The 14,057-nt window shown below is 71.2% G+C and carries 11 protein-coding genes; 5 read left to right on the top strand and 6 right to left on the bottom strand.

All coding sequences use genetic code 11. From position 1 onward, the window contains the following. Window positions 1-84: 84 nt before the first annotated feature. From ACLQ3F_RS13595 to ACLQ3F_RS13580, 4 genes are all read right to left on the bottom strand, one after another. Window positions 85-708: a GTP-binding protein gene (locus ACLQ3F_RS13595; protein WP_030329978.1), complete on the bottom strand. Its 624-nt coding sequence runs from the start codon at window positions 706-708 to the stop codon at window positions 85-87. Next, window positions 689-1,054: a DUF742 domain-containing protein gene (locus ACLQ3F_RS13590; RefSeq protein WP_007465174.1), complete on the bottom strand. Its 366-nt coding sequence runs from the start codon at window positions 1,052-1,054 to the stop codon at window positions 689-691. The genes ACLQ3F_RS13595 and ACLQ3F_RS13590 overlap by 20 nt, the downstream gene beginning before the upstream one ends. Before the next feature lie 89 nt (window positions 1,055-1,143). Continuing rightward, on the bottom strand, window positions 1,144-1,551 hold the full coding sequence (locus ACLQ3F_RS13585; protein ID WP_007465177.1) for a roadblock/LC7 domain-containing protein: 408 nt from the start codon (window positions 1,549-1,551) through the stop codon (window positions 1,144-1,146). Further along, window positions 1,548-4,679 carry a nitrate- and nitrite sensing domain-containing protein gene (locus ACLQ3F_RS13580; protein ID WP_425848985.1) on the bottom strand — a complete coding sequence of 1,044 codons (3,132 nt, stop codon included), beginning with the start codon at window positions 4,677-4,679 and terminating at the stop codon, window positions 1,548-1,550. Before ACLQ3F_RS13580 ends, ACLQ3F_RS13585 begins: the two co-directional genes overlap by 4 nt. Before the next feature lie 444 nt (window positions 4,680-5,123). Here ACLQ3F_RS13580 and ACLQ3F_RS13575 point away from each other — a divergent pair, with 444 nt between their 5' ends. After that, window positions 5,124-6,302 (top strand): ABC transporter substrate-binding protein, encoded by a 1,179-nt coding sequence (locus ACLQ3F_RS13575; protein WP_357199054.1) that lies wholly within the window; start codon window positions 5,124-5,126, stop codon window positions 6,300-6,302. A 245-nt stretch (window positions 6,303-6,547) separates the two neighbouring features. Here ACLQ3F_RS13575 and ACLQ3F_RS13570 read toward each other — a convergent pair whose 3' ends face one another. Further along, window positions 6,548-7,405, bottom strand: coding sequence for an ABC transporter permease (locus ACLQ3F_RS13570; RefSeq protein ID WP_357199051.1), 858 nt, complete (start codon window positions 7,403-7,405; stop codon window positions 6,548-6,550). A gap of 103 nt (window positions 7,406-7,508) precedes the next feature. Beyond that, window positions 7,509-8,540 carry an ABC transporter substrate-binding protein gene (locus tag ACLQ3F_RS13565; protein ID WP_425848981.1) on the bottom strand — a complete coding sequence of 344 codons (1,032 nt, stop codon included), beginning with the start codon at window positions 8,538-8,540 and terminating at the stop codon, window positions 7,509-7,511. A gap of 270 nt (window positions 8,541-8,810) precedes the next feature. Here ACLQ3F_RS13565 and ACLQ3F_RS13560 point away from each other — a divergent pair, with 270 nt between their 5' ends. The 4 genes from ACLQ3F_RS13560 to ACLQ3F_RS13545 all read left to right on the top strand — a co-directional run bounded on the left by ACLQ3F_RS13560 (window position 8,811) and on the right by ACLQ3F_RS13545 (window position 13,966). Continuing rightward, window positions 8,811-9,596 (top strand): ABC transporter ATP-binding protein, encoded by a 786-nt coding sequence (locus ACLQ3F_RS13560; protein WP_355009627.1) that lies wholly within the window; start codon window positions 8,811-8,813, stop codon window positions 9,594-9,596. 2 nt (window positions 9,597-9,598) lie between these two features. Then, window positions 9,599-10,549: an LLM class F420-dependent oxidoreductase gene (locus ACLQ3F_RS13555; RefSeq protein WP_425848978.1), complete on the top strand. Its 951-nt coding sequence runs from the start codon at window positions 9,599-9,601 to the stop codon at window positions 10,547-10,549. Beyond that, window positions 10,546-10,854: a cupin gene (locus tag ACLQ3F_RS13550; protein ID WP_328652122.1), complete on the top strand. Its 309-nt coding sequence runs from the start codon at window positions 10,546-10,548 to the stop codon at window positions 10,852-10,854. Before ACLQ3F_RS13555 ends, ACLQ3F_RS13550 begins: the two co-directional genes overlap by 4 nt. A gap of 76 nt (window positions 10,855-10,930) precedes the next feature. After that, entirely contained in the window at window positions 10,931-13,966 is a 3,036-nt protein-coding gene (locus ACLQ3F_RS13545; protein ID WP_425848976.1) for a hypothetical protein, read from the top strand. Window positions 13,967-14,057: the final 91 nt, after the last annotated feature.

Genomic DNA, 14,057 nt, shown 5'->3' with positions numbered 1-14,057 from the left:
AGTCCCCGGTCGGGCCGAGGGCACTGCCACACGCCCTGAACACGTCACGGCCGGCCCGTAGCGTGCCGGCCGTGACGCGACGTTTCAGCCCACCGGCGTCGGGAAGCCCCGCCCGTGCTCGGACTGGAGCCGGAGCATGGCGTGCTCGACCACCGTCACCAGCACCTGCTTGACCGAGTCCCGCTGCCGGGCGTCGGTCATCACCAGCGGCACCTGCGGCGAGATGGCCAGCGCTTCGCGGACCTCCTCGGCCTCGTACTGCGGTGCGCCGTCGAACTTGTTCAGCGCCACCACGTACGGCAGGTTGCGGTTCTCGAAGTAGTCCAGCGGGGCGAAGGCGTCGGTGATCCGGCGGGTGTCCACCAGCACGGCGGCACCCACCGCCCCACGGATGATCTCGTCCCACATGAACCAGAACCGAGTCTGACCCGGTGTACCGAAGAGGTACAGGATCAGGTCCTGGGCCATTGTGATCCGGCCGAAGTCCATGGCGACCGTTGTGGTCTCCTTGCCCGGCACCTTGGACGGGTCGTCGATGCCGACACCCGCCGCTGTCATCAACGCCTCGGTGGTCAGCGGTGTGATCTCGGAGATCGCCCCGACCAGTGTCGTCTTACCGACGCCGAATCCGCCCGCGACGACGATCTTCGCGGAGACGATTCCCCGGCCCGGCCGCCCCCCTGCGGGGTCATAGCCTGCGAAGTCCACTTAGCACCCTTCCAAGCAGTTCCATCCGCTCCTCGAACCCCTCGGCGGGAGCAGCAGTGTGTAACGTCAGCAGGCTCTCGGCCACCATGTCGGCGACCAACACCCGGGCGACGCCCAGCGGCATCCGGGTATACGCGGCGATCTCCGCCAGCGACTGTGCTCGGCCCTCACAGACCGTGGCGATGCGGTGCTTGTCGTGCCCGGCGAAGCGGGACTCGGCGACCTGGGTCGGAGAGGCGGTCAGGACGGCCTCGAGGGCGATGTCCTGCCGGGGCTCGGTACGACCACGGGTGACCGCGTACGGACGCACCAGCGCGCCACGCGGGTCAGCGCGTCGTTGGTCCATTCCCGATCACCTCCTCGTCCCCTGCTGAGCCGGACTGTGCCGCCTCTCGTCCCTGGTCCGGCGCTCGGAACGAGCGCCGCCTTCCGGTGCTAAGAGCGCACCGCGTCGCGCGGCAGCGGCACCAGCGCGGCACCCACCCGCTCGACCAGCAGCGCCATCTCGTAGCCCACCTGGCCCACGTCGCAGCTGCGCGCGGCCAGCACGGCCATCGAGGACCCGTCGCTGATCGACATCAGGAAGAGATACCCGCTGTCCATCTCGATGACTGTCTGCAACACCCCGCCCGCGCTGAACATCCGGGCCGCGCCCTCGGTCAGGCTCACCACCCCGGAGGTGATCGCGGCGAGCTGGTCGGCCCGGTCCCCCGGCAGATCCCGGGAGGACGCGAGCAACAGCCCGTCTGCGGACACCGCCACCACGTGGGCGATGCCCGCCACGCTGTCGGCGAAGTTGGTGAGCAGCCAACCCATGTCCTGCATGGCAGCTGGCCTGTTCATCGGCTCTCCTTGGTCGAGGTGCTGTTCAGGTCCGTTCCGGCCGTCCGACCGCGCTGCACACCGCGGTGGTAGGCCGACAGCAGACCACGTACTTCGTCCGGGGTCCGCCGGCTGCGGTCCCGGCCGCTCTTCGGTTCGATGCCACCCGGCACGAGCTGTTGCTGCGGCACCCGCTTGGGCAAGCCGGAGCGGGTGGTGCCGGCGGGAGCCGGCTCGGCAGCCCGGCTGGCCCGGGACCAGCCCTCGTCGGCCGCCGTACGCCATGCTGCCGGGTCGGGGGCGGGCGCGGGCGGAGCCGTCGGGGCGGCCGGGGGCGGGGCGTACGTCGGCGGCGCCGACGGTCGCGCCGCGAAGCCGTCCATTGTGGCGCCGGGGCCGTCGCCCAGGCTGGCTGTGCCGTCGGTGCCGCCCGGGGTACGGGTCGGCAGTTTCGGTCGGGCCGGCGACGCGGCCGGCACCGTCGCGGCGCTCGGCTGGCCGCCGTTGCCGGTGCGCAGGCCGGTGTCGGCCGTTGCGGTGGTGGCGGGCGCGGGCGGCTCGTCGAAGTTGGGCCGGGTGAAGATCGCGGTGGCGTCGTCGCCGTGCGACCGGAACCAGACCGCCTCCATCTCCCGGAAGATCGGAGCCTCGGCCGGGAAGTCCGGCCGGGTGCTGACCGGCGCGGCGGGCACCGACGGAACGGCTGGCGGTGCCACCGCGCCCGGCCCGGCGACCGGCCCGACCGGGAGGCCCTGGGCGCCACGCCCATCCGCGGTGTCCGGGGCGGAGCCACGCCGAGGCAGTGGGTCGACCGTCGGGTACGCCACTGTCGGGCTGCCCAGCGAGGCGCCCGCACCGCTGCTGTAGGCCGGCCGGGCCGGCGGCAGCGGGGCGGCGGGTGCCGGGGCGGCGGGTGCCGGGGCCGCGGGTGCCGGCGGCATCGTCGAGCGCGGACCGGTGTAGCCACCGGCCTGCACGGCCGGGGTGGTGTCCCGCGAATCCAGCGGCGACTGCCACTGGGCGGGCGCCGGCGAGCTGGTCCGCCACTGGTCGGGCAGCGTCGCCGCCGTCGTGGCAGCACCGGCGAACTGCTCGGCGTGGCCGGCCGAGGAGAGCGGGGCCTGCTCCACTGCCATCGGCTGACGCGGCCGGGTAAGCACCTGCTCGCGGCCCCTGTTGCTGGGCAGCACCACGGTGGCGGCGGGCAACGTCACCTGGGCGACGGTGCCGCCCTCGACGTTACGGCGCAACTCCACCCGGATGCCGTAGCGGGAGGCGAGCCGGCTCACCACGGCCAGACCCATCAGTCGGAACGCGGCGACGTCCACGCTCGGCGGGGCGGCGAGCCGCCGGTTGAGCGAGTCGAGCTGGTCGTCGGTGAGGCCGAGCCCGCGGTCCTCGATCTGGATCAGCACGTAGTCACGGATCCGGCGACCGTCGGCGACCACAGTGGTGTTCGGCGGTGAGAACCGGGTGGCGTTGTCGAGCAGCTCGGCGACGAGGCGTACCACGTCGTTCACCGCGTGCGCGGCCACCGAGATGTCGGTGTCCACGGTGCCGAACTCGATGCGGTTGTAGAGCTCGACCTCGGACTGGGCGGCGCGCAGCACGTCCACCACCAGCGCGTCGTCGTGACGCGGTGCGGCGGAGTCGGCACCGGCCAGGACGAGCAGGTTCTCGTCGTTGCGGCGCATTCGAGTGGCCAGGTGGTCCAGTTCGAAGAGCTGCGCGAGCCGCTTCGGGTCCTCCTCGCCGCGCTCGATCGCGTCCAGCTCGCCGATCATCCGGTCGACCAGGGTCTGACTGCGGCGGGCCAGGTTGAGGAACATCGCCGAGACGCTGGTACGCAGTGCCGCCTGCTCGGCGGCGACCCGCACCGCCTCCCGGTGTACGACGTTGAAGGCCAGCGCCACCTGACCGACCTCGTCGCGGCTGTTCAACTGGATCGGGTCCCGGACCTGGCGGACGATCTCGTCCACCCCGCCGTCACCCACGCTGCCCATGTTCTGCAACCGCTGCACGGCGTCGGGCAGGTCGTGGTTGGCCACCGAAAGCGCGCCCTCGCGCAGTCGGCGCAGCGAGTGGTTGAGCGAGCGGGCCAGCACCACGGCCAGCGACACGGCGATGATCAGGGTCAACAGCACCAGGATCGACTCGACCACTGCCTGCCGGATGACGTCCGAGCGGGCCTGGTCGGCCTGCTGGAGCAGTCGGTCCTGCAGTTGGACCTCAGCCCAGCGCATCAGGTCGTTCACGGCGCCGATCGCCGCGGTGGCGTCCTGGGCGGTGACCAGTGAGCGCTGCCCGACCGAGCGGGTGATGTCGGTGGCCACCCGGTCGGCCAGGCCGACGGCGTCGCCGGACACGGTGCTGTCGACCAGGGCGCGCTGCACCGGGTCGGCGGCCAGCGAGAAGGCGACCAGGGCCTCCTGCTGACCGGTCAACGTTGCCACGAAGGAGGAGAACTGCTCCGAGTCGAGCTGGCCGGCCGTCAGCGCGGTGAAGGCGACGGCCTCTTCCTCGGCGACGGAGGCCTTGGCGCGGGCGAAGGCGGCGACCGCGCGGCGGCTGTCCGCCAGGCTCTCCGAGCCGGGCAGCTGGGCCAGACCGTCACCGTACGAGACCAGGTCGGTGAGGATGACTCCGTAGCGGAGCACCGCCTCGGCGACTGCCATCTGCCGGCGGTCCAACACCTCCTGACGGGTGCCGTCCAAGGTGGCCAGGTGGTCGTCGATGGCGGCCAGCCGGTCCCGCAGGGCGGCCGGCACGTCGCCGATCCGGCCCCGCTCGGCGCGGTACTCGTCCACCCGCTGCTGCGTCTGGCGGACCCGCAGGTTGTACGCGTCAGCCGGCTGCTGCGGAGCGGCGAGGTAGGCGGCCGCCGCCATCCGTTCGGACTGGAGGTCCTGGGTGAGGGCGCTGACGTCGACGGAGAGGGCCGTCAGTGACCGGGCTTGGGTGGCGTCGAACGCGCCCTCGCCGACGGAGATCAGGCGGACCGTGGCCAGCGCGATCACCGCCGCCACCGGGACGACCAGAATCAACGCCAACTTGGACCGGATCCGGGCGTCACGCAGTCTCGGCATCCGTCGGCGCGCAGGCCGACCGCTATCGCCGAGCGCGGGCAGGGTCGTCGGTCCGGTGCTCACGACATCGCCTCCGTCGTTTCTTCCCCGCCTGAGCCGCCGAGCCATGCCGTAAGCGGAGGGGACCACGCGCGGCACGGCCGCGATTTCATCAGAGATGATCGTGTTTGGGAAGCCGCAGTGAGGTAGGAAACGGTCGGACGGAGCGCATCCCGTGATCCGGGCAACTGATACCTTCATTTCCGCAAGCCCCTGAACAGGGCATGTAACTCCAGAGTGGTCACGCGTGCATGCAAAGTGAGCTTTTGCAAACATTGCGTTACCCCAGCATGTGGGATGGCCGTCCCGAAAATGCTGCCGGGGTCCGCGCTTGACCACAGCGCCGGCCATTGGCAAGGTTTTGCAGGCTTCGCGCACACCGTACGGCAGAGGAGATCCCGTCCTCCACTGAGGACGGATTAGCGGCGGTGACCGGGCAGCGCCCGCGCCCGCACCTGGAGGACTGAGTTGAGCCCCATCCGCTCCGCGACCATCGCGGCGCTCGCATCGGCCGTAGTGGCCACCACGCTCACCGGCTGCCAGTTTGGTGAGGCGGAGAAGGACACGAGTCCGATCGTGATCGCCGCCGATCTCGAACTGTCCGGCGCCGCCGCCACAGTTGGCCGGACATACCAGCGCGCCCTCGAACTCAAGGTCGATCAGTTGAACGCCTCCGGAGCACTGAACGGCCGGAGGATCGACCTGAAGGTGAAGGACAACCGTTCCGACTCGGCCGAGTCACTTCGCAACATCGTCGACTTCAGCAGCGATTCGAAGGTCAGCGCCATCATCATGGGCGGCTGCAACGAATGCGCGGTCGGAGCCGTCGGGACCATCAACGAGAAGCGGATTCCCACCATTGCGCTAGCCGCTTCCGGCGCGATCGCCGCGCCGGCCGCTGAACGGCGCTACGTGTTCAAGCTGGGCCCCAACGCCCCGGACAGCGCCGCCGCACTGACCACCGAACTGCGCCGCAACAACATCCGCAAGGTGGGGATGCTGGTCAGCGACGACGACTACGGCCAGGAGGGCGCGACGGCGCTCAAGAGTGAGCTCGACAAGGCCAAGATCACGCTCCGACAGCAGCGGGTCAAGACCACCGACACCGACGTCAGCCAGCAGGTCCAGCAGCTCGCGTCGGGCAAGCCGGACGCGATGGTCTTCTGGACCCCGCCGGAGCAGGCGACACTGGCAGCCACCACCGTCCAGCAGACCATCTTCCGTGGGTCGATCTACTTCGACGCGGGAGCGGCCGGGGACCTCTTCCTCGGCGCGGCGGCCAAGGCGACCGAGAAGGCCACGCTGATCTTCACCCAGACGATGGTGATCGATGACGTGATCGCGACCACGCCGGCCAAGGCGGCGCGGCGGCAGTGGTTCCAGGACTACACCGCCCGCTTCGGTGGCTACAACGGGTCCTCGTCGTTCGCCGCGGACGCCGTCCAGCTCATCGCCGACGCCGAACTGCGCGCCGGTGGTGAGATCGGGAAGGTGGACCGCAACGGCATCCGGGACGTGCTGGAGACGTCCCAGATGGACGGCCTCTCCGGCCCGATCCGCATGACGCCGGACAACCACAGCGGCCTGATGCCGCAGGCGCTCACCACGCTGGTCGCCCGCAACGGGCGCTGGCGGTTGGCTGGGTAGACGCTCGGGCCTCATGTTCTTTGGCCCGGCGCTCTTCGTCGAGTGCCGGGTGGGGGGTGTGGCCTACCGTGCCCGGCTCCGGGCGGTCAGGCTTGATCCCTCCGCCGGGCACGGTAGGCCACACCCTTTGCGCCAGCAGCGTCGACAAGACGGGCCGGCCTCCTGAGAGGGAGGCCGGCCCTTCGCGTTTCTTAATGTTGATCTTGATCTGTGTCTTGGTGCTGCTCTGTGATCTCTTCTGTTGGTTAGCGGCTGCTTGTGGTTTCTCGCACCCAGGGCAGGGCGAACCGCTCGATCAGCAGGAGCGCCGAGTAGAGCAGGATGCTCACCAGCGCCACCAGCATGATCGCCGCCCAGGCGGTGGCGGTGTCGCCGACGCCGGCGTACTGCGTGATGACGTAGCCGAGGCCACTCTCGCCGGCCTGGAACTCACCGATCACCGCGCCGATCGCGGCCAGTGGCATGGCCACCTTGAGCCCGACGAAGATCTGCGGCAACGCGGCCGGGAAGCGCACCTTGCGGAACGCCTGCCAGCGGGAGGCGTTCCAGGACCGCACCAGTTCGGCCAGGTCGGCCGGCGTGGTGGTCAACCCGGTCGCGGTGGACAGCACGATCGGGAAGAAGCAGAGCAGGAACACCATTGTCAGGATCGGCTTCTGACCCCAGCCGAGCGCGACCACCAGCAGCGGACCCAGCGTGATCTTCGGCACCGCGTTCACAGCGACCAGCAGTGGCGTGAACATCCGCTCCACAGTGCGGGAACTGGCCAGCGAGAGGCCGATCAGCACACCGGCGGCCACCGAGAGGGCGAACCCGGTCAGGATCTCCAACGTGGTGTCCCAGGTGTGCTCCAGCAGCTGCGCCGGCTTGTCGACGAACGCGGTGAGCACGTCGCCGGGTGGGGGCAGGGCTGCGGGGTGGACCAGCTCCAGCCGGGCGACCAGCCACCACGCCGCCAGCGCGACCAGGATGCCGACCGCGGGCAGCACCGCCTCGGCCCCGGCCCGCAGACCGGCACCTCGACCCGCGCGCCCCACCTCGGGGCCGGCACTCGGGGGCGGAGGTTCCGCCACCGCCGGGTCCGCTGACCGGACGTCGGTCATCTCTGTCCTCCTCGAAATCCCACGGCCCGCCGGGGGCCGACGAGCGACGGGGGTACGCCCCACCGGGATCGGCGGGACGTACCCCCTGATGACGACCGGACGATCAGGCCTTCGGCGCGAGGCTGAAGTCGATGATCTGCTCGGGGGTGATGTTCTGCTTCAGCGCGCCAGCGCCCTGCAGGATGGCGATGCTCTTGGCGACCCGACCGCTGTCCAGGGTGCCGATCGCGGTGCCGGTGTTGCCGGAACGGACGTACGCGGCCATCAGCTCCAGCTCGGCGGCGGCGGAGACCGGGTTGGTGGCGTCGACGTTCTTCTTCAGGATGTCGGCGGCCTCCTTGGAGTTCGCCAGGCTGTACTCCAGGCCCTTGAGCAGCGCCGCGGTGAACTTCTTCACCATCTCGGGCTTCTCTTTGGCGATCTTCGAGGAGGTGATCAGCACGTTGCCGTAGAGGTCCTGCATCACGTTGCTGTACGGCAGCATGACGGCCTTCTTCTTGGCCACCGCCTCGATGGTCGGCTGACCGACGACGAACTGACCGATGCCGTCGACCGAGCCCGCGGCCAGCGTGCCGATCAGGTTCTGCGCCTCACCGTTGACCCAGGTCACCTTGGTCGCGTCCACACCGGCGAGCCGGGCGTACGTCGGGAACAGGTTGCGGACCACGGAGCCGGGGGTGTCGGCGAGCTTCTTGCCCTCCAGGTCCTTCGGCGAGCTGATGTTCTTGCCCTCGACGGTGGCGATGCCCGCCATGGTGCGCTGCTGGATCGCGGCCACCGCGGTGAAGTCCTTCGCCTGGCCGTTGCCGAGCTGGAGCAGGCCGCCGGTGAGGTCGATCGGGCCGAAGTCGGCCTGGCCGCCGACGACGGTCTGGATCACACCACCGGTGCCCTGACCGGCCTTGATCTCGACGTCGAAACCGGCGTCCTTGAAGAAGCCCTTGTCCTTCGCCACCCAGGCGTAGGAGTCACGGCCGAAGTTACCGAACGAGGTGAGGTAGGTCACCTTCGTCAGCGTCGTCCCGTCGCCGCCCTTGGCGTCGTCGGCCGAATCCGACCCGCTGCTGCAGGCGGAGACAAGGGCGAGGGTGGTGGCCAGCGCGGCCGTAGCGACCGTACGGGTCAGCCTTCTCATCAGTGCACCATGTCCTTTCCGACCGGGGCCGGCAGGCCACCGGAGGGGGTTGTCGTGACGGGCCGGCGGGAGGGGTGGAAGCCGGACGCCGCCGTCGTGGGGGGACTCTTCGCGGGCACAGCGTACGAGAAACCCACAGTTGCGACGCCAGGCGTATCGGGTTGCGGAACGGAAACAACCTGACGACCACCCCAGCCGGTGCGATACCTCGACAGGGCGGCTAGCCTTTGTCGGATTCCTGACCGTCCACTCAGCGGAGGTACGCCGGAGATGATCCGACTGTCCGGGGTGTCCCGTACCTTCGAGGGCCGATCCGGCCGGGTGGAGGCGCTGCGCGGTATCAACCTCGACGTCGCCGAGGGCGAGTTCGTCGCCGTACTCGGCCGCTCCGGCTGTGGCAAGTCCACACTGCTGCGGCTGATCGCCGGGCTGCTCCCGCTGAGCGCCGGTGAGATCACCGTCGCCGGTACGCCGATCGCCCGCCCCCGCCAGGACATCGCCATGCTGTTCCAGAAGCCGGCGCTGCTGCCCTGGCGCACCGTGCTGGACAACGTCCTGCTGCCGGTGGAGATCTTCGGCTGGAGCCGCGCCAAGCACCGGGAGCGGGCCCGGCAGTTGCTCGACGTGGCCGGGTTGGCCGGCTTCGAGAAGCGGCTGCCGCACGAACTCTCCGGCGGAATGCAGCAGCGGGTGTCGCTGTGCCGGTCGTTGATCGGTGAGCCCCGGGTGATGCTGATGGACGAGCCGTTCTCCGCACTGGACGCGCTCACCCGCGAGGAACTCTCCGGCGAACTCCAGCGGGTGCACATGGAGAACAAGCCGACCATCGTCTTCGTCACCCACTCGATCGACGAGGCGGTGCTGCTCGCCGACCGGGTGGTCGTGCTGAGCCCGCGCCCCGGCCGGATCCGCAAGGTCGTCGACGTGAACATCCCCCGGCCCCGCACCCTGGGCCGCAACGCCCACCTGGCCGACGTCGCCCAGGTCAGCGCCGACCTGCACGAACTGCTGATGGAACGCGAACAGCCGGCCACCGCCGGCGCGGAAGGACACTGACGATGCGGGTGTCGGTCTTCACCGAGCCGAACCGTGGCGCCAGCTACGACACCCAGCTCCGGTTCGCCCGGCTGGTCGAGGCCTGCGGCTACGAAGGTTTCCTCCGCGCCGACCACTACCAGTCGATGGGCGCCGACCCGGGCCTGCCCGGCCCCACCGACGCCTGGCTGACCCTCGCCGCGCTGGCCCGGGAGACCGAGCGGATCCGACTCGGCACCCTGGTGACGTCGGCCACGTTCCGCCTGCCCGGCCCCCTCGCGGTGATGGTCGCGCAGGTCGACCAGATGAGCGGTGGCCGGGTCGACCTCGGCATCGGCGCCGGCTGGTACGAGCGCGAGCACACTTCGTACGGCATCCCGTTCCCGGCGGTCGGGGAGCGTTTCGACCGGCTGGCCGAGCAGCTTGAGGTGATCACCGGGCTGTGGGGAACGCCACTCGGCGAGACCTACAGCTTCACCGGCGACCACTACCGGCTGGTGGACGCTCCCGCCCTGCCCAAGCCGGTGCAGGTGCCCGGCCCGCCGATCATCGTGGGCGGGCGTGGCCCCAAGCGCACACCCGAACTGGCTGCCCGGTACGCCGACGAGTTCAACATGCCGTTCAAGTCCGTGGCCGCCACCGCCGAGGCGTACGACCGGGTGCGCGAGACGTGTGAGCGCACCGGACGGACGGAGTCCGGGCGCGCCCCGTTGGTGCTGTCCGCCGGGATCGTCGTCGCCATCGGCCGGACCGACGCGGAGGCCCAGCGTCGGGCCGCCCCTCTGCACGAGAAGAGCGCTCTGCCACCGGAGGACCCGGTGGTCGGCTCCCCCGCGCAGCTCGCGCAGCGGCTCGGCGAGTTCGCCGCGATCGGTACCACCCGGGTACACCTGCGCCTGATCGACTTTGACGATCTCGACCACCTTGAGCTGATCGCCGCCGAGGTGCTGCCCCAACTGGACGGAGCACGATGACCGACGTGATCGACGGAACCGAACTCGGACCGGTGGGCCAGGAGATCGTGTACGAGAACGACCGGGTCCGGGTCTGGCACATCCGCCTCGAGCCGGGCGAGCGGCAACCGCTGCACCGGCACGACCACCCCTACCTGGTGGTGGCGATCGAGGGCGCCAAGAACGTCGTACAGACCATCGACGGCACCCTGATCGACGCCGACGAGCCCACCGGTGGAGTCGTCTACCGGGACCCGGGCGCGGTGCACATGCTGACCAATGTCGGGGATACGACTTACCTGGCTCGGCTGGTCGAACTCAAGTAGACCCGCCGATGGCCACCGGCGTGCCGCGCGGCGCGCCGTTGGCTATCGGGTGTACCGGGTGCGTAACGTGCCGGACATGGCCTTTCGGACCTGGGGCAGACTGCTGCTCACGGCGCTCGGGGTGAGCGTGCTGGCCGGAGCCGGCCAGCTCGGCGTCGCGTACGGTTTCGGCATCGTCCGCCTGACCGGCGCATTCACCGGTACGACTGTCAACCAGTGGCCGGCCCAGTTGGTCTGGGTGGGCTGGTTCGCCGCCAACGCAGCCGTCGCCGGCGCCGTCCTGACCGGACGCCTCGCTCGCCGTGACGCTCCGGCGGCCAGCACCGGCCGGCAGTTGGCGGTCGGTGGCGCGGCAGCGCTCGGTGCCACAGTCATCGCTCCGCTCTGCATGCAGCCCGCCCGCGCTGCGGAGCTGATCTCCGTTGACCCGGTCTGGGCGGTGGGCATCTGCGCCATGGTCGGTGCGGTGATCGGGGCGGGCGCGGCGATCGCCGTCCTGTTCCGGCCCGAGCTGGGGTGGAACATGGCGGCCGTGGCCGGCACGGTCTGGCTGCTGGCGCTGATCTCCGTCCTACCGTCGCTCGGCACGGCCGGCCCACTGCCGACCGTCCGGCTCGGCGTACTGGAGCCGAGTTGGCTCGACGACGCCGCCGCACAGCGACTGGCGATGCTCCTGCTGCCCATCGTGGCGCTGCTGGCCGGCGCGGCGACCGCCGGGCTGGCTCGCTCGCGGGGTCAGGCTCCACTGGTCAGCGGAGCCACCGGGGTGGCCGGTCCGGTGCTGGTGGCGTTCGCCTACCTGACCGCCGGTCCCGGCGACGCGGTGGACCGCTACCAGACCGCCCCCTACTACGGCTCGTTGATCGCGATCCTCGCCGGAGCGCTCGGCGCGGCCGCCGCCGCGCTGCTGCGCTGGCCGATGGGCACCCGTACCACCGATCCGCAGGCGATCGAGCCCACCGCCATCCTGCGCCCGCTGTCCACCGGCCCGGCGCTGACCAGCGCGTCGAACGACACTGACAGCGCGGCGAACGGCGGAGACAGCGCGCCGAACGACACGGACAGCGCCGGGGGCACCGACACGGAGCTGGCCACCCGCACGAAGCCCGCCGGCGTCGTTGCGGGTCCGTGGGCGGCGGGCGATTCCGATGCCGTACGCACCGTCCCGGCCCACTGGGACTGGCCGGCGACCACAGCGAGCGGACAGCACGGTCCGGCTCCCGCCACTGCTACTCCCGCCGCACCGGCTCAGCCCGCGGCCTGGCTGACCGCGCCGACCGGTGAGTTCACCGCCGCTGGGCAGACGCCGCCGCGTCAGGATGATGTCCTGGCCACTACCGAGCCCTCGGCCGGCGCGGACGTCAGCATCGTCACCGACGCCACCGCGACCGGCACGACGGCCGGCCGCGCCGACGCCGCGACCCCGGCGGGCGGCCGGGCTGTCGACGAGCCGACCGGCAGCACAGCGACGGACCCGAGCGGCAGCACGGCGACGGACCCGAGCGGCAGCACGGCGACCAGTGGCAGGCCGACCGGTGGGCGCACCACCCGCAAGTCCGCCGACACGTCGAGCGCCACGGGCGCACCTGGTTCCAGCCCGACCAGCGCGGGCAGCGGCACCGAGGCGACCAGCACGGCATCGCCGGGCACTGAGGCTTCCGGTCCCGACGCCACGGCATCGACGGGCACGGGGCCAACCCCGAGCACCGCTGGCACGCTCGACCACGGCACGCCCGAGGCGCCGCCGACGATCAAGCCGCGACGCAGCCGCAAGTCGAAAGCCAACCCGGACGCCACCGCCTCCGACGTGGCCGACGACACGTCCTCTGCCGGTTCGGCAACACCCAGCGAGACGACCGCCGACGCGACGACCACAAGCGAGACGACCGCAAGCAAGACGACCGCTCGCGCGACTACCGCAAGCGGGACGACCACCGACGCGACGACCACCGGCCGCGCCACGAAGGGCACCCGGCCGGGCAGGTCCGCCGACAGCACGGCCACCGACACTCCGGCGCTCCGCCAGGAAAGCCCTGGTGAGGTGTCGAGTTCGACCTCCGAGGTCGCCTCAGCGGCTGCCTCCGGCACGGCCGCAGCCCGGACCACCGCTACCGGCGCGAAGCGAGCACCTGCCACCTCCGGCACCGGCTCGAAGCGAGCACCGGCCGCGTCCACGACCGCCGAAACCGGCGCGACGCAGGTGCCGGCCAACCCGGAGTCCCCCAGCACGCCGACCGACGCCACACAGACCCCGCCCACCGGGACCGGGGCGACACCAGCACCGACCACCACTGCCGGCCAGGTTGGCGCGAAAGCCACACCGCGCGTCCCGAAAGCCGGCACGGACAGCAAGGCAGCAGCGGCCGACGCGACCAGCGATTCCGCGATCGCCGGGGCTCGTGGCACCGACAGCGCGCGGTCCGCCGCCGAGGACGTTCCCACCGCCGGGTTGTTCGCGGCCACCGCCGCCGACGACCCGGACACGGGGCGGTGGACGCCCGCGCCGTCGGCCTGGCCGGTCACCTCGACGTGGACGGTGCCACCGCAGGCATCCGAGCCGGGGGCAACGGCATCGGAGGGATCGAGCAGTGCTGACGCGCCGACCGGGCCGACGCCGAGGCCCCGGCATCGGGCACCGTTGCCGGACCTGAGCCGGGCCGGCACCTGGAACGCATTCGACACCTCCCGGCGGGGCAGGTCGGCAGGATCGCCGGACAGTTCGCCGGCACCCACGGCGCCCACCGAGGCCAGCGAGACGACCGCTCCGGCCGAACGTCCGGGCCTGACCGGTGCGCCCGCGAACGCCGCGAGCGCCCCCGCCGACACCGCCGATCCGGCACCTGCCGACGGCGCGTCCGCAGCGTCGACGGCGCCGAAGGTGGCAGAGCAGCCCTCCCGACGCGGGCGGCTCGGCGGGCTGTTCCGCCGCAACCGGTCCCGCGCCGCCGAGGAGAGCCCCAAGACGTCGGACGAGGCGGAGCCGCTGGCGACCCAGGACGAGGAGTTCGTCGACTGGGTGGCCGGTCTGAGCAAGCCGGTGACGGACAACGAGCCCGCGCAAGAGAACGACCGCCGATCACTGCGCTCCACCGGTCGACACCACCGCGACTGACCCACCCCGACCGATCTGCCGCAACCGACCTGCGTCACGCGGCGCTCAGATCCACCGCCCAACCGCTTGATCGACTCGGGTTCATTGATAC

Origin of the sequence: Micromonospora sp. DT15 (genome assembly GCF_049841475.1) — a bacterium.
Taxonomy (GTDB): domain Bacteria; phylum Actinomycetota; class Actinomycetes; order Mycobacteriales; family Micromonosporaceae; genus Micromonospora.
This window is presented reverse-complemented; position numbering and strand designations above follow the sequence as displayed.

Bases quoted from the DNA above. Each gene is read 5' to 3' on its own strand.
- ACLQ3F_RS13570 (WP_357199051.1), bottom strand. From the start codon at position 7,405: ATGACCGACGTCCGGTCAGCGGACCCGGCGGTGGCGGAACCTCCGCCC.
- ACLQ3F_RS13555 (WP_425848978.1), top strand. From the start codon at position 9,599: ATGCGGGTGTCGGTCTTCACCGAGCCGAACCGTGGCGCCAGCTACGAC.
- ACLQ3F_RS13560 (WP_355009627.1), top strand. From the start codon at position 8,811: ATGATCCGACTGTCCGGGGTGTCCCGTACCTTCGAGGGCCGATCCGGC.
- ACLQ3F_RS13590 (WP_007465174.1), bottom strand. From the start codon at position 1,054: ATGGACCAACGACGCGCTGACCCGCGTGGCGCGCTGGTGCGTCCGTAC.
- ACLQ3F_RS13550 (WP_328652122.1), top strand. From the start codon at position 10,546: ATGACCGACGTGATCGACGGAACCGAACTCGGACCGGTGGGCCAGGAG.
- ACLQ3F_RS13585 (WP_007465177.1), bottom strand. From the start codon at position 1,551: ATGAACAGGCCAGCTGCCATGCAGGACATGGGTTGGCTGCTCACCAAC.
- ACLQ3F_RS13565 (WP_425848981.1), bottom strand. From the start codon at position 8,540: ATGAGAAGGCTGACCCGTACGGTCGCTACGGCCGCGCTGGCCACCACC.
- ACLQ3F_RS13545 (WP_425848976.1), top strand. From the start codon at position 10,931: ATGGCCTTTCGGACCTGGGGCAGACTGCTGCTCACGGCGCTCGGGGTG.